The following is a 15,274-nucleotide window of genomic DNA, read 5'->3' on the forward strand; positions in this document are numbered from 1 at the left end:
ACCAGGAGACAAACACATGAACGCACTCACCGGTGCGGCATCGTTCGCCGTCATCTCCGGCGCCGCCGCGCGGAGCGTCCTCGAAGCGGACCGGACCCGCGTGATCGAGCTCGTCGACACGGCCTACCGCCTGCACGGAGACGGTCACGCGATCAACCCGCCGTCCTACTTCCTGCGCTTCCCGGACATGCCGAACGCCCGGATCATCGCGCTGCCCGCCGCGTTGCGGGGCGACGAACCAGCCGCGGGCCTGAAGTGGATCTCCAGCTTCCCCGACAACCTCGGCAAGGGCCTGCCGCGAGCCTCCGCCGTCCTGGTGCTCAACGACGGTGAGACCGGGGTGCCCACGGCCTGTCTCGAGAGCTCGGTGATCAGCGCCTCCCGCACGGCGGCCTCCGCCGCGCTGGCCGCGGTGAAGCTCGCTGGCTCCCGCGCCGAACGGGGCCGCGTCGGGTACGTCGGCACAGGGCCCATCGCCCGTCACATCCACTCGTACCTCCTCGCCGCGGGCTGGCCCGTGGACGAGATCCACGTGCACGACCTGAACGCCGCGCGCGCCGCCGATTTCGGTGAGTGGGCGGCGGCATCCGGCGGACCGGCGGTGACGGTGCACGAGAGAAGCGAGGACCTGATTCCGTCCTGCGACGTCGTCGTCTTCGCGACCACCGCGGCGAAACCGCACGTGACCGACCCTGGCCTGTTCGCGCACCACCCGCTCGTGCTGCACGTCTCGCTGCGCGATCTGTCGCCGGAGGTGCTGCTCGACGCCGTGAACGTCGTCGACGACGTCGACCACTGCCTGCGAGCGGAAACGTCCCCGCACCTGACGGAGCAACGGACTGGCAGCCGGGACTTCGTGAACGCGACGTTGCACGACGTGCTCACCGGTGCGTTCACCGCGCCGTCAGACCGGACCGTCGTCTTCTCGCCGTTCGGGCTCGGCGTGCTCGACCTCGTGCTCGCGCGTTTCGTCCACGCCGAAAGCCTTGCCAAGGGCAGCGCGGTGCTGATCGAGAACTTCCACGAGGGGATCGAATGACCATCGACACCGACTCGCTCGGCATCACGACGGAGCTCCCACCGCTGGCGATCTCCCCGGACGAGGTGCGGCGAGCCGCCGAGTTCGCGGCGACGGGCGACGAGTGCGCGCTGGACCTCGGTGCGACCGTGGTCGGACAGGTGGCCCGCCGGGCCGCCGAGACGCCGGATCTCGTCGCGTTCCTCAGCGGGTCCGAGCAGACCACGTACGCCGATCTCGTGCGGCGGATCGCCTCCGCGCGACGGCGTCTGGTCGCGAGCGGGTGCGCTCCGGGCGAGGTCGTCGCGGTTCAGGGCTTTCGCAGTGTGGACACCGCTGTCGTGTTCCTCGCGCTCGAGACCATCGGCGCGGTCTACCTCCCGCTCGATCCGAGCTGGCCCTCGGCACGTCTCGAAGCAGTCCTCACAGAGTCGAGGGTCGTCCGCGTGGTCGATTACCTCCGTCTGCCACAGGGTGCGCGGGCGCAGGACGAGCTGGCCGGCGCCGTCGCCCGGCTCGGCGTGCCGGTCGTCCGGATCGAACCGGACGCCTGTCCCGCACTGCCGCTGCCGGACGCGATCGCGGAGGTCGGCCGGGACCGGTGTGACGATGACGGAGAACCCCGTTACGTCTACTGCACCTCTGGCACGACCGGTGTCCCGAAAGCGGCTCTCGTCGAGCACCGCGGCATGATCAACCACCTCTGGGCGAAGATCACCGATCTCGGCATGACGGCCGACGACGTCCTGGCGTTCACCTCGCCGCTGGTGTTCGACATCGCCATCTGCCAGATGCTGATCCCGCTGGTGCTCGGCGGCCGCGCCGTGGTGGTCGACGATGCCACCGCCGCCTTCCCACGTCGCCTGCTGGCGGACCTGCGCCGCACCGGCACGACCGTGGTCGAGTTGGTGCCCACCGTGGTCGGCCTGCTCGTCGACGAGATCCGGCGGGGCGGTGGCGGACTGCCGAGCCTGCGCTGGGTCGTGTCGACCGGTGAGGAACTGCACCCGTCGCTGGCCGAGCGCGTGTTCGAGACGATGCCCGGGGTCGGGCTGCTCAACTCGTACGGCTTCACCGAGTGTTCGGACGACGTCGCCCACCACGTCGTGATGCCTGCGGACCTGGTGGGCAGCCGGCTGCCGGTGGGGTCCGCGGTCATCAACTCCACGCTGTACGTGCTCGTGGAGACCGGCGAGGGATGGCGTGCCGCCGAACCGGGCGAGACCGGTGAGCTGTTCGTCGGAGGACTTCCCGTCGGCCGGGGGTACGTCGGCAACACACGCGCCACCGCGGACGCGTTCTTCCGCGATCCCATCGACCCGAAGTCGCCCACAGCACGCCTTTACCGCACGGGTGACGCTGCCGCCCTGCGCGACGGTGTTCTCTGCTTCTTCGGACGGCTGGACCGGCAGACCAAGATCTCGGGTGTCCGCATCGAACCCGATGAGGTGGAGGCGGTGCTCAACCGGCATCCCGGTGTCTCCCGCAGTGCGGTGCTGGTGGCCGAACGTGCCGGTGCACCGGAGTTGGTGGCGCACTACGTGCCTTCCGATCGTTTCACCGGTGAGGCGGCGCTACTGGAACACCTGCGCGCCACTCTGCCGCCGGCGATGGTGCCGAATCGCTGGGTGGTGATGGACGAGCTTCCGCTGAGCCTCAACGGAAAGATCGACTACCGGACCCTCTCGCGAGCGGTCGCGCCGTGACCACAGCACGTGCGGTGCCCGGCGTCGCCACCGACCTTCCGTCCTGTGTGGACGTTCGTGGCGCGCTGTGCGTCTTCCTGAGCGGTTCGCTCGTCGAGGGCTGGGGACATCGCGACAGCGACGTCGACGTGTATGTCGTGCGGGAGGAGGGACCGGCGCACGCCGATTTCCTCTCGACGCTCGGCCTGGTGGACCACGAGGTCGAGACGGCAGTCCACTTCGTCGACGGCCGCCGGTGGGACGTGTGCTACTGGACACCGGGCCTGCTCGACGACCTGTTCGCCCGGCTCGGCGAGTACCGCGACGACGTGCGCGGGCTCGCGAAGTTGTTGCAACCCAGCGATGTCGCCTTCCTCTACCGGCTGTCGGCCGGTGTGGCGATCGCCGGTCACGAGTATCTGCGGGAGCGTCAGTTCGTGGTCGAGCGGTCAGGTGCCGCTGCGGCGATCGCCTGCGCCGCGGCGGAGGAGGCGGACGCCGCGATCGAGGACGCTCTCGGCCTGGAGGCATCGGGCGATCTGCACAGCAGTGTGCTCGCCGCGCGGCGAGCGCTCGACCACGCGATCGACGCCTTCTCCGCTCACCAGGGCGCGCTGGCACCCGCCGAGAAGTGGCGGTATCTCAAGTATCGGCAGGCGCTGGACAAGGTCACCGATCCGCCGCTGTCGCTGACGGAATACTGGCGTCTTCAAACAATGCGCGAATTCTCGCCGGAAAATCCGGGGGAGTGGGTTCAGCTCACGCTCGACAAATGCTACTCGCTCTTGTCCGTGTTAACATCCGCGCAAGTTTCCGGCTAATGGCAGAGGTGTGCGGTGCGCGATCTGGCGAGTGTTGAATTCCTGACCGAGGTCGACCGTGAGGAGGCAGTCCGGGGCGAGTTCAACGGGCACGCGTCCATGACGATGGTGCTCGACGCGTCCGGGCGCGTGCTGCTCAACCTGCGCGACGACAAGCCTGAGATCCTCTACCCGAACCACTGGGCGATTCTCGGCGGTGCCGTTGAGCCCGACGAGTCGCCCGCCGACGCCGCGCGGCGCGAACTGCACGAGGAGATCGGCCTGGTCGCGGACCACGTTGAGCACTTCTGCAGTGTGGTCGACCGCGGTGGGCACCGGCACCTCGTCTGGGTATTCGTCACGAACACCGAGCTGCCGGTCGACGAATTCACTCTGACGGAAGGACAGGATCTGCGTTTCTTCTCGTTCGACGAGCTGGATGAACTGCAGATCACGCCATTTGTTCGACAGGTGCTGAACGCGTACCGCGTGCGGCACCGATCTCTGGGGAGCGTTTAGACACGTGGACAAGGTTTTCAATCAGCTGGTTCAGCTGGACTGGGCCGACATCGACAACGTCAGGCGGGTCACGACGAAGGCCCTCGACGAGTTGACCAGGCCGGCGGTGGTGCGGGAGCTGCTGAACAACGTCGTCGAGGATCAGCGCCTGCTCGACCTTTCGGAACGCAGGCACTGGGGTGACCGGGTGATCCTCTTCGACGATCCCGGCTCCGGCGTCCGGCTTCGCCTGCACCGGTTCGAGCAGGCGACCGACCTGCCGCACAGCCACCGCTGGGGCTTCACCACGCGTGTGCTCGCGGGCCGGTACAGGAACTGGCTGTACGGTCCGGAGAAGTGGGTGAACCAGTCGGTCGAGCAGAACCACGTGCTCCCGTCAGCGGCGATGGTCCGCGATGAAACGCCAGGTGTCTCGTACACGATCGACGATCAGATGGTGCACAACGTGCGCATGGACGCGAATACCTTCAGCCTCATCGTGCGGGGGCCCAGCGACAAGGAACGAGCGCTGCGCGTGCGTCGCGACGGCAGCGTGTACTGGCAGTACGGCAGGGAGAAGGAGACGGCCGAGGCCGTGGAAGAGGTGCGCACCTCGGAGCATCGGCTGCGCGAGGTGCTGGAGCTCGCAGAGCGCGCCGGGGTGGCGTAGTGACGGTCGACGTCGAGGCCGAGGTTCCCGTCGGGTTCGTCGAACGCGGCGGCATGATCGACGTGCTGGGCCTGGCTGACGAGATCTGGGAGTCGCTCGGATTACGGCTCGGTGGCCGGCGCGAACAGGCCCTGCGGGAGGTCGTGTTCGTGATGGTCAAGCCCGACGCCGTCGCGTCCGGCAAGGGGGATGCGGTCTGTAGCGCCCTGCAGGACGCCGGCGCCCGCTTCTTGCACGTGGCTCCGACGTTCGGCGCGGGTGAGCGAACGTTCGAGGAGCTCTACAAGTTCAACCTGACCGTGCGCAACGAGAAGAACATGGTCGGTGCGTGGTGGCTCAACCGCCGCGTGTACTCGATGGGACCGAGCATCGCCGCGTTGCTCCACCTGCCGGGCGGCACCGGGCACGACCGGTTGACCGCGCTCAAGGGCCCTTCCAACCCTTATCGCGCGACACCGGACCAACTGCGCGGCAGGCTCGGCGGTACCAACCTGGCCCTCAACCTGGTGCACAGCTCGGACGATCCGCTGAGCACCGCTCGTGAGTTCCTGCTCTTCTCCGCTCACGAGGAGCTCGAGACCGCGTTGGATCGCGTGCTCGCCCCGGACGGGCCGGCGTACCTGGGCAGGAGGCAGTGGCTCGACTGCCTCGACGTCATCGGGCGAGGCTCCGAGGACATCGACTTCGTTCGCGTGCTCACGCGAATCAAGCTCCGGCTCATCGCCACCGTCTCGTGCGGGGTGTGTTCCTCTGCGCTGGGACGGCAGCGGGGAGAACTGCATGAGGTCCTGCGGTCGTCGCTGGACGTGCGCACGGCATGGCAGCGGCACCGCGCGCTGTGCGCCGCCGATCTCGCGGCGCTGCGTGCCTGTCCCGACTCCGCCGTGCACGCCCCGCTCGCGATCTTGCTGGCTGGCCACCGCGAGTACAGCTTCGACACGGCACATCGCCTGTGGAACGCGCTGGAGCGGTTGCGCTTTCACACGACGGAGTGGGAGCGGCTGGTGGTCGACACCACCATGTACTACGCCGCACACCTTCCGGACGTGGACTGATATCGGGCGACTTGCTGTGACTGGGGGGATGCCGTATGTGCGGTGTCGTTGGATCCGCGTACGTCGATGACGGACCGCGGGACATCGCGGCCGTGGTGGACGCCGCCGATCGTCAAGGGCATCGCGGACCTGACGGGCGCGCGGTGCGGGAATCGGCTGACGGACGAGCCGTGTTCGGCATGAACCTGCTCGCCGTCGTGTCCACGGGGGTCGAGTGCGGGCCTTACACGGACCACGCTTCCGGCGTGATGCTGACGTTCAACGGTGAGGTGTACAACTACCGCGAACTGGCGGCTCGCTGGTCCGTTCCGCTCGACCGGGCCACCACGGACGCGCACGTGATCCTGCGTGGATACCTGTTGCACGGGGCGGACTTCCTCACGCAGCTCGTGGGGATGTTCGCTCTCGCGGTGCACGACCCGCGGACGTCTCAGGTGCTCCTGGCCCGTGACCGCTTCGGCGAGAAACCGCTCTATTACCAGGCGAACCGGGACGCGCTGCACTTCGCGTCCGAGATCAAAGCGCTGGCGGCCTTGGCACCGGTGTCCCCTCGTGTGCCGGATTCGTTCTGGGCGTTGGAGACCACCACTGGATCGGCCACGTTGTTCGACGGCGCCGAACTCCTCGAACCGGGCACATTCCTCGTGTTCGACCTGCGGACGGGGAGCGGCCGCGTCACGAGGTACTGGGCGCCCGAGTCCGTCGAGCACGACGGCGCGGACGTGCGCGCGGCGCTGGACACGGCGCTCGAACGGACCCGGCCGAGCGAGCCGTTCGCCCTCATGCTGAGCGGCGGTCTCGACTCGGCGGTGCTGGCGGCCACCATGCGGCCCGACGTCCTCGTCACGGTGGGATACCCCGGCGAGGACAGGCTCGACGAGACCGCTGACGCGCGGCTCGTGGCGGACTCGCTGGGCATCCCGCTGGTCACCGTGTTGCCGACGGCCGCGGACTTCGCGGCCCGTGCCGAGGAGATCGTGCGTGCGCTCGACCATCCCGTGGGCAACGCCAGCCTCCTCTCGGAGTTCATGCTCTACGAGCGGGTCGCCGAGATGGGACTGCGTGTCGTGGTCGGCGGCACGGGACCTGACGAACTGCTGCTCGGCTACGTGCGGCACGCGATCCTGCTGGACGGTCCGCTGGGCGACGGCGCGGCAGGGCTCGAGTCGTACGCCCCGTTGCGGGACAAGTTCAAACGGCACTCGATGTCCAGGCGGTCCGCTGCGGAGCGGTACTACCGGCTCATCCTGCGGGGACCGGACGTCGACGGCAGCGTGCGCCGGCTGGTGCACGGCGTGTTCGCCGGCGCACCCGACGTGGCGAGGGCGCTGAGCATCACGGACCTGCTGACGGCGTTCCCGCCGTTGATGCTCACCTCCGACAAGCTGTCCAGCCACTTCGGGCTCGAACGGCGGTCGCCCTACCTCGACCACGAGTTCGCGGAGTGCTGCTACGCCTTGCCGCTCACGCGCAAGCGCACACCGCTGCTGGGGCTCAAGGCCGTGCTGAGGGAGGTGGCCGCCGACGTCGGTGTACCGCGCTCGATCTGGGAAGCGGTCGACAAGCGCGGTTTCGCGTCACCGGTTCCCTTCTGGCTGGACAACGAGCTGGCGGCCTGGAGCAGGACGTGGACCGGCGGGCGGAACCAGCAGCACGACGCCGGAACGGGCGGCGGACGGTACGACCGCGCCCGGATGATGGCGGTACTGATGGGCATCTGGCGACACCAGTGGACGTCGCCCACCGACGTGGTGAAGGGGGAGCAGTACGTTGCGGTTTGATCCTGCTCGTCAGGTAGCGGTGAGCTACATCGCTTGTGCCACAGGGGAGGACCGGCGTCCGGTGCTCCCACCGACCTCCGGCGTGCCCTTGGTGCGCACGTCGGCGTCGGCGGCCTCCTGGACGCTGTCGGTGGACGGAGTCGGCGGCCGAGCCGAGGACCTGGCGCAGCACCTGTGGCACCACCCGGACGGGGCGTTCGGGTACGCGGGGATCATCTACAACTGGCCGGAGCTGACCCGCCGGCTGCGCGCGGTCGTGGACGCGCGGACCGAGATCACCTCCTGCGCACACGCGATCGCTCTGCTGCTGCGCCACGATCCACAGTGGACTTTGGCCAACGTCAACGGGAAGTTCGCCGCGGTGGACGTCACCGCGCACACGATCACCTGCTGGCGGGACAAGATCGGTGAGGAGCAGCTGTACCACGGTGGCGGGCCGCGGCGTTTCGTCGCCGCCAGCACCGTGCTGTCCGTTGCCGAGTCCCTCGGCACAGCACGCATCGTCGTTCCGGACAGCTTCCGCGTCTTCGAGACCCCGGTCGGCGCCGAGACGATGCTCGAGGGCGTTTCCAAGCTCCCGCCGGGATCGGTGCTGACCCGGGACGCGGCGGAGGGACGTGTGACCACGCGGACCTACTGGCAGGTCGAGCCCGGCGAGACGACCGAGTCCGATGAGGACGTCGTGGCGGGCTTCCGAGACCTGCTGTTCGACGCGATCACCTTGCGCATGGACGGCGGGGCGAACTCGTGCTTCCTCAGCGGTGGCCAGGACAGCAGCTTCGTCGCGGGAGCTCTCGCGCGTCTGGGATCACCGCCCCGCTTCGCTTTCACGACGGCCTTCGCCGAGCTCGATCACGTCTACAACGAGGCGCCGTACGCCGCGTTGGCCGCGAAGCACTCAGGCGCCGAGCACGTGGTGCTGGAGCCGAACGCCTCCGATTTCGCCACCCACTACCCGAAGACCATCGAGGTTCTCGGTGAGGTGAAGGCCAACGCGGCGCACTTCATCGAGTACTGGATCGCCCGTGCCGCCGCCGAACGCGGTATTACGAGGCTTTTCAGCGGTTACGGGGCCGACGAGTCTCTCGGTGGCGAGGTCCGCTACCTCGTCGGATACCTGGACCGCGACCGCGCGACCGCGATGAGGCTGGCCCAGGAGCACCCGCTGTTGCGCGACTACCGGCCGTTGTTCGAGAAGATCGCGACGGTGCCGCAGGACGCGGACGAGGCGCTGAAGTACTTCACACTGATGAAGCGCGGAGACGCCTCAGGTGGTGACGGGCCTCATCTCGCGCTCGTGCGGTCGTTGTTCGCGGCTGCGGGCGACCGCCTCGTGGACCAGATGGGCATCGTCGACACTGCGATCTCCGGCCAGCCGTTGCTGGACACGGCACGAGTGGACAAGTACTGGGGAGTGGACAAGATCTGCCCGTTCCTCGACCACCGCGTCATCACCGCGGCGTACGCGCTGCCCGAGCGGCTGAAGATCCGCGATCTGACCACGAAGGTGGCGCTGCGGCTGGCGAGCGCGGGCATCGTGCCCGACGAGATCACGCACAGGCCGACGAAGGTCGGCTTCGCGTTCCCGCACAACCACGGTCCGTACCAGCGGTTCCTCTCCGATCTCGCCGACCGCTTCGCCGTTCGCACCGGACGGCCGGTGCGCGTGGATCCCAGCAGGGGGCGCTACGACCGGACCCTGCTCATGGCCGCGAGTGAGGAGATTCTGCGCAGGCGCGTCGAGGACGTCCCCGTTGGTGTTCGAACCGGTGAAGGTGGTTGAGAAGTGTTCGCTCGTCGGATCGCTGTTGTCGGCGCGGGCTACGTGGGGCTGACCACGGCGGCGTGCCTGGCCTCGCTGGGTCATCGGGTGGTGTGCGCGGACGTCGACGCCGGGAAGGTCGCGAAGCTGCGGCGGTTGGAGGTCGACATCCTCGAAGAGGGCCTGCCCGAACTGGTCGCCGAAGGTGTGGCCGCGGGAAGGCTCGAGTTCGTGGTGGGCGCGAGCGGCGTCTTCCAGTGCCCAGATCAGGTCGAGGTGCTGTTCCTGTGCGTGCCGACTCCCATGAGCCCTACCGGTGCCGCCGATCTCAGCGCGATCGAATCGGTGCTGTCGGAGATCGGTGACCAGTTGGCCCCCGGAACCGTGGTGGTGAACAAGTCGACGGTGCCGGTCGGCACGGCGGCACTGGCCGAGCGGTTGCTGGGTCGTGCGGACGTCACGGTCGTGAGCAATCCCGAGTTCCTCCGTGAGGGCACCGCGGTGCACGACTTCCTGCACCCGGACCGCATCGTCGTGGGCGCGTCCGACCAGAACGCCGCCGAACGGGTCGCCGCACTGTACTCGAGGCTGGGCGCACCGTTGGTGCTCACCGATGCCCAGAGCGCGGAGCTGACCAAATACGCGGCCAACTGCTTCCTGGCGATGAAGCTGTCCTACGTCAACGCCATCGCGGAGCTGTGCGAGCAACTCGGCGCCGATGTCGCGGACGTGACCGAAGGCATGGGCTACGACCACAGGATCGGCCAGGCCTTCCTGCGGCCGGGACCGGGATGGGGCGGATCCTGCCTGCCCAAGGACACGATGGCCCTCGAGCAGGTGGCCGCGTCGTCGGGAGTGGACTTCTCCTTGCTGCGGGCGACCATCACGACCAACGAACGGCAGTTCGACCTGGTGGTCGCCAAGGCACGTGAGGCGTGCGGAGGAGAGCTGGAGGGCGCCCGGATCGGCCTGCTCGGGCTGGCCTTCAAGGCGGGGACGGGAGATCTGCGCTCGTCACCCGCGCTGATCGTCGCCAGGCGCCTGGTCCAGGAGGGAGCGACCGTGGTGGCCTATGACCCTCAGGTGCCGTTGGCGGTGCTGGGTGTCACCGACGGGATCGACGTGGTGGCGGACGCGCGTTCGGCGGCCAAGGACGCGTCGGCGCTGATGCTGCTCACCGAGTGGCCGGAGTTCCGCACCCAGGACTGGACGGAAATCGCGAGCCTGCTCAGCGGCACGACGGTGGTCGACACGCGCAACCACCTCGATCCCGAGGTGCTGGAGCGAGCCGGACTCGACTGGCGCGGCGTGGGGCTCGGCAGGTAGCCACTGGCGGATGGCCGCCGACGAGCCTGCTGCAGAGCATCGTCGCCGGCCGTATGTGTCGAGGGCGGGGTCGTTGCCGACCATGGTCGGCACCTCCACGATTGGCAGTACGGCGGGGGAGCCTATGCAGTACTCGAGCAGGACCGACTCGAGCGCTCTCTGAAAGCTCGGCGGAGTCATCTACGAGTATTGCCATGCTGCTGAACCTGTATGGAAGTAGTGTTCGGCACGCGCAACCCCACAGGCTCGTGCGAGGCGGTCGCGTAGCTTCAGACGTCTGCTGCGGCGAGCCCTGTGCGGAACCACTCCGGCATGCTTTCGTCGGTTCGCGGGAACCACTTTTGTTCAGTGGCGAAGTTTTCCGGCGACGGCGCGATGTCGAACTTGGGGGCCACGTCGCGGTTGTAGCGGATGGTGAACTTGCCGGGCGGGTCGAGGATGTACTCGAACTCGATCCACGAGCCGTGGCCCTCGGAGTACATGCCCTTGCGCAGCTGCTGGAACTTCCGCCACACCTCGGGCGGGAAGGACCAGCCGCGCACGGTGCCGTCGGTCATCTTCACGCTTGTGTCGGCCTCGCTGTGCGGGCCGATCATCTTGGCGCGCAACACCAGACGCGACCATCCCTGCGGCAGGGTCGGGAGGATCTCCTGGGTGATCTCCGCGAGCTTCTCCTGCTGCTCGATCGGGCTGAGCGCCGGCCAGTTCGCCATGGTGTTCGCTTCCTCCTGGATCGCGGTCGTGCTTGGCCAGCCTACTGATGAGCCAGGCCCGCCTCGTGCGCGCGCTGCAGTTCCAGCCCGCGTTCGACGGTCTTGCGCAGCCAGTTCGGCACGTGTTCGTCGGTGCGGGGGAATGCCTCCAGGTCGCGCACGAACATCATCGGGTGCAGCTCCGGTGACCAGCGGGGGTTCTCGTCGAAGTTGAAGGTCGCCTCGGGCTCGGCCTCGCGGTGCAGCACGAATCGCGCCGACAGCCACGTGCCCCTGCCTTCCACGTACATCCGCTCGCGGAGTCCCTGCAGCTGGTCGGTGATTTCCGCCAGCCGTACCTCGCCAGCGAACCTGCCTTGGGCGTCCTGTGCGGACGCTGCGAGTTCGTAGGACAGGACGTTCGCCCAGACGTCGAGGGTGACGCGGTTCCACCCGACTGGTGCCCCCACCTCCAGCAGAGCGAGGATGTCAGCGACCCTTGTAGCGGGATTGGGGTGCATAGTTCACCTCCGGGCGGTTCGGGAAGACGCGTTCCTTGGTCCCCACGTTCTCCACGACCGGCTTGTTGTCTGGTCCCATGTGGACCGTGCCGTCCGCGTTGCGCGCGTAAGTGACCTCCTGCCAGCGCATGGTCACCTCGGTCGGCACGCCGTCCGCCTACCTGGTAGTTCTGGACGTCCTGATGTGGCTGGCCCGAGAACTCGACGAGCTCTGTCTCCTTGGCTCGCCACGACGGGGCGTGGAACCAACCGTTCTTTTGCGTTGCCGGAGTTGGATCCGGCCATCTGCCCGTGCATGTTGAGGTACTCGCCGAGGCCGCCGAGGCCGCCGAGCTCGTTGGCCAGCAGGTGGCCGCCGGCCCACTTGACGCGCGAGTTCTCCAGTTCCTCCGGAGCGAGCGTGCGATCGGGCGGGTTGCTCGGGTAAGCGGCCTCACCCTCCTGGTAGGCGCGCAGCTGCCACTCGGTGAGGCAGTCTGAGGACGGCTCACAAGGTCTCGACGAGCTTCCTGAGCGGTGCGGCGAGGTCCGGGTGGTCACTCTTGACGACTCGGTGCAGCAGGCGGGACGCGACGTAGAGCTGAGCGAGTCGGCCGGCGTCGGTGTCGAGCACGTGGGCGAAGGTGTCGCGTACTCGTTCAGCAGTCTCCGGCACGAGAAGGCTGTAGCAGAGCAATGTGGCTGCGTCTGTCCCTGCTGGACCGCGGCCCCACAGCTCCCAGTCCAGCAGCATGAAGTCCGGTCCCATCAGGTTCGCCCAGTGCAGGTCGCCGTGCACGGTTTCCCATTGGCGGACAACGGGGTTCGCGGAGTTTCCGAAGTGCTGCTGGATCCGTCCGGTGATCAAAGCCTGATCGGCGTTGACCCGGTCGGTCGGCGTTGCCGCGATTACCTCGATCGTTCTGCGGAGTTCCGTCCACCAGCTATCGGGAAGGTCGAGCGCGTGGCGCACGGTGTCGGTGGGGGAGCAGGGTGAACCTGGCGCCAAGGTCATCAGCTCGGCACGTTGCTGCCGCCACTCCTCCCACTCGTAGACGTCGAGAACCTGCGGCTTGGGCAGTGTGGCGAACACGTTGGCGTCGAGGTTGCCGGTCCAGAAGTCATCTCCGATCCACTGCTTGTCCTCGGACACCACCCGAAGCCAGAGTCGCCGACCAGACGCTCGGACAGGTGCGCTGATCGACCGGTCGAGCCAGCCGAGCCGGACTTGCCCGGCAACGGTAAGGCCGAAGTGCTCGGCGGCGTGGCTGAGATTTTCGTACATCCACTGCCGAAACTGGGCGTCGGCTTCGCTCAGGTCGACGCTCAACGTTCGGCCGTCGCTGTCGAGCACGGATGGATGGTCAAGCTGTTCGGACACGGGATCCCCTCGCCTTGGTGCTCACCGAGCACACTGTGCGAGTTCCTTGGTACCGCTTGGTAACACTCCAAGCGAGGAAATGAAAGGGACACGCCCAATCGGGGAGCTTGGTGAGCGAGTTGCGGGCTTGCCACCGCGTTCGCCGCTGACGAGCTACTTCATCATCACGCAGCAGTCTGCGCACCTTCCCCTGTGTTCATAGTTATGTCAGTGTCGACCGAATCAAGTACCAATCGCGCGTCACCGCTGATCTGCTGTCCAACGGACATCCAAGATCGCGGTTGAGGGATGTCAGCCTGGGGGCTGGCTGCTGTCGGCAGGGAGCCCCCGACGGTTCTGGAATCGGTTACGCGGCCAGCGGATGGTGCTCACCGGTGAGCGCGGCCAGTGCTGTGGCGACTTCTTCAAGGGTGGCCCGGACGTAGGTCGTGGTGCTTCCGGCGTCAGTGTTGGTGTCGTTGTGTCCGGCGAACGCGCGAAAGCCGCGTAGCCGAAGTGGCGTTCGACCCATGTGAGCGTGGGGTATCGGATCCAGTGCGTGCTGACGCCTGGCTGACGACGCGGTACGTCTGTGGGCCAGATGGTGATGCGGTGTCGGTGGCAGCAACGGCGGAACTGGACGCTCACGCATGCCGGATCACCGCCGTCGGCTGGGACGCCAGTGATAGTGGTGCCGACTGATGGCGCGTCAGCCCGCGGCGACCGTGCGAGCGTAAGTCCATGTTAGGCGACGGCACCTGCAGGAAGGCTAGATATAGCAGAAATCCCACTCTCGGTAGCTGATCGCTTACCTTGCGTGGGATTTGATTGCTGGAATTCCAGCCGTTCTGTTGTCCGAGGGGGACTGAGTGCCCACAAGTGGCAGCCTTGCGCGGTTCGTGTGTTCACGCGCCACTGGATAGCTCGAATCAGTATGGAGGGCCAGCTGGCGCGATTCAATCTTTTGCGCTGAACCTTGTTGCTAGGGGAGTGTTGCGGCCGCTTCGGCGAAGCGTAAGGGACAAGGTCCGGTAGGACTCGGTTCTGCCTCGCGCCGAACCTGCTGAGCATCGCCCCCCGCGATTACTCGCCGGCGACGCACCCCTTCGACCCCCCAGTCGCTCGACTCAGCCAGATCGAACTCCGCGTTATAGACCGACGCGATCCTCTCGGCGGAGTCATCCAGGAGTATCGCTATGTCGCTTAACCTGCATGGATGCGGTTTTCGGTACGCACAGGTCGGGGATTCACCACCGGGGCAACGGGGTAGGCCGTCCGGGTGACCACGGTTGAGCAGCGGCTGGAGCGCGTGATCCTGGACCTGGCGGACGCCCGCGGCCCAGCAAAGTCGATCTGCCCGTCCGAGGCGGCCCGCGCGGTCGGTGGTGAAGAGTGGCGCGACCTCATGGACCAGGCCCGTGCCGTCGCCAGGCAGCTGGCCGCACGAGGCCGGGTCGTCCTGACGAGTCGAGGCCGGGAGCTGTCGCCGTCCGAGGAGTGGCGAGGCCCGATCCGGATCCGCACGACGGCAGCAGGGCAACCCTGACGGATGCGTTCTGCCGCAAGACAGTGAGCCGTAAACTTCGGCGGCCAACGCCGACGAGGTCCGGGCCGTTGCGTCTGCGGGAGGAGATCGCATGCAGGACCCTGAGGTTCCGCCGGAGCTGAAGCCCGATCTGGTCGACTTCGGATCATGCCGGCTGCCGATCGCAGGCAGATCTCGGCGATCCTCGCCTCCATCGGGAGCGTCGGCTGTGCCGGCAACCTCGGCAACGCGTTCGCTAGGCGATCCTCGTAGTCCAGGACGTCTTGCAGGACGTTGCCGGGGTTTCCTCAAGCCAGAGCACCGCCGCGTTGTGGAACAGGTGCGCGTCGGCCTCGGACGCGACCAGCAGCTTCCGGCGGTCGTCGCGGCCGATCCCGGCACCGGCGGCCGCCAGGAGGAACTCACGTCCCAGGTCGAGTTATTCGGTGCGGTACTTCAGGAAGATCCGGGTGGGCTCGTCGGCCGCCGGGGTCGTGGTGGTGAGAAGGGACGCGCCGTCGGGGTCGTGCAGCAGCTTCGTCACCGCCTGGGTGAATTCCCGTGTTTGGCGATCCATTCGGCGAATCCCTCGTACTTGGCAC

The 15,274-nt window shown here is 67.5% G+C and carries 15 protein-coding genes; 10 read left to right on the plus strand and 5 right to left on the minus strand.

Annotated elements, in window-relative coordinates:
* Nucleotides 1–16 precede the first annotated feature (16 nt).
* From sbnB to IEY88_RS13845, 9 genes are all read left to right on the plus strand, one after another.
* Nucleotides 17–1,039 carry a 2,3-diaminopropionate biosynthesis protein SbnB gene (gene sbnB, locus IEY88_RS13805; protein ID WP_189155087.1) on the plus strand — a complete coding sequence of 341 codons (1,023 nt, stop codon included), beginning with the start codon at nt 17–19 and terminating at the stop codon, nt 1,037–1,039.
* Nucleotides 1,036–2,724 (plus strand): amino acid adenylation domain-containing protein, encoded by a 1,689-nt coding sequence (locus IEY88_RS13810; RefSeq protein WP_189155088.1) that lies wholly within the window; start codon nt 1,036–1,038, stop codon nt 2,722–2,724. Before sbnB ends, IEY88_RS13810 begins: the two co-directional genes overlap by 4 nt.
* Nucleotides 2,721–3,524, plus strand: coding sequence for a hypothetical protein (locus tag IEY88_RS13815; RefSeq protein ID WP_189155089.1), 804 nt, complete (start codon nt 2,721–2,723; stop codon nt 3,522–3,524). Before IEY88_RS13810 ends, IEY88_RS13815 begins: the two co-directional genes overlap by 4 nt.
* Nucleotides 3,525–3,539: 15 nt before the next feature.
* Nucleotides 3,540–4,022, plus strand: coding sequence for an NUDIX hydrolase (locus tag IEY88_RS13820; protein ID WP_189155090.1), 483 nt, complete (start codon nt 3,540–3,542; stop codon nt 4,020–4,022).
* Between the two features lie 4 nt (nt 4,023–4,026).
* Entirely contained in the window at nt 4,027–4,671 is a 645-nt protein-coding gene (locus tag IEY88_RS13825) for a hypothetical protein (RefSeq protein ID WP_189155091.1), read from the plus strand.
* Nucleotides 4,671–5,726 (plus strand): nucleoside-diphosphate kinase, encoded by a 1,056-nt coding sequence (locus tag IEY88_RS13830; protein ID WP_189155092.1) that lies wholly within the window; start codon nt 4,671–4,673, stop codon nt 5,724–5,726. Before IEY88_RS13825 ends, IEY88_RS13830 begins: the two co-directional genes overlap by 1 nt.
* Before the next feature lie 35 nt (nt 5,727–5,761).
* Entirely contained in the window at nt 5,762–7,507 is a 1,746-nt protein-coding gene (locus IEY88_RS13835) for an asparagine synthetase B family protein (RefSeq protein WP_189155093.1), read from the plus strand.
* 61 nt (nt 7,508–7,568) lie between these two features.
* Nucleotides 7,569–9,290, plus strand: coding sequence for an asparagine synthetase B family protein (locus IEY88_RS13840; RefSeq protein ID WP_189155094.1), 1,722 nt, complete (start codon nt 7,569–7,571; stop codon nt 9,288–9,290).
* Between the two features lie 3 nt (nt 9,291–9,293).
* Complete coding sequence (locus IEY88_RS13845; RefSeq protein WP_189155095.1) at nt 9,294–10,595, plus strand: UDP-glucose dehydrogenase family protein; 1,302 nt, start codon at nt 9,294–9,296, stop codon at nt 10,593–10,595.
* Nucleotides 10,596–10,864: 269 nt separating this feature from the next.
* On the opposite strand, the gene IEY88_RS13850 is transcribed toward IEY88_RS13845, so the two are convergent.
* The 4 genes from IEY88_RS13850 to IEY88_RS13865 form a co-directional block, all read right to left on the minus strand.
* The gene (locus IEY88_RS13850; protein ID WP_189155096.1) at nt 10,865–11,308 is read right to left on the minus strand and encodes a hypothetical protein; all 444 of its coding nucleotides are present in this window, start codon (nt 11,306–11,308) and stop codon (nt 10,865–10,867) included.
* Nucleotides 11,309–11,349: 41 nt separating this feature from the next.
* Entirely contained in the window at nt 11,350–11,757 is a 408-nt protein-coding gene (locus tag IEY88_RS13855) for a hypothetical protein (RefSeq protein ID WP_229693353.1), read from the minus strand.
* Between the two features lie 19 nt (nt 11,758–11,776).
* Nucleotides 11,777–11,956 (minus strand): hypothetical protein, encoded by a 180-nt coding sequence (locus tag IEY88_RS13860; RefSeq protein WP_189155098.1) that lies wholly within the window; start codon nt 11,954–11,956, stop codon nt 11,777–11,779.
* A gap of 339 nt (nt 11,957–12,295) precedes the next feature.
* On the minus strand, nt 12,296–13,117 hold the full coding sequence (locus IEY88_RS13865; RefSeq protein ID WP_229693354.1) for a phosphotransferase: 822 nt from the start codon (nt 13,115–13,117) through the stop codon (nt 12,296–12,298).
* Between the two features lie 1,309 nt (nt 13,118–14,426).
* Here IEY88_RS13865 and IEY88_RS13870 point away from each other — a divergent pair.
* On the plus strand, nt 14,427–14,693 hold the full coding sequence (locus IEY88_RS13870; RefSeq protein ID WP_189155099.1) for a DUF3253 domain-containing protein: 267 nt from the start codon (nt 14,427–14,429) through the stop codon (nt 14,691–14,693).
* A gap of 418 nt (nt 14,694–15,111) precedes the next feature.
* On the opposite strand, the gene IEY88_RS44180 is transcribed toward IEY88_RS13870, so the two are convergent.
* Nucleotides 15,112–15,249 (minus strand): hypothetical protein, encoded by a 138-nt coding sequence (locus IEY88_RS44180; RefSeq protein WP_229693355.1) that lies wholly within the window; start codon nt 15,247–15,249, stop codon nt 15,112–15,114.
* Between the last annotated feature and the right edge of the window lie 25 nt (nt 15,250–15,274).

Source organism: Lentzea pudingi (genome assembly GCF_014646255.1).
GTDB lineage: Bacteria > Actinomycetota > Actinomycetes > Mycobacteriales > Pseudonocardiaceae > Lentzea > Lentzea pudingi.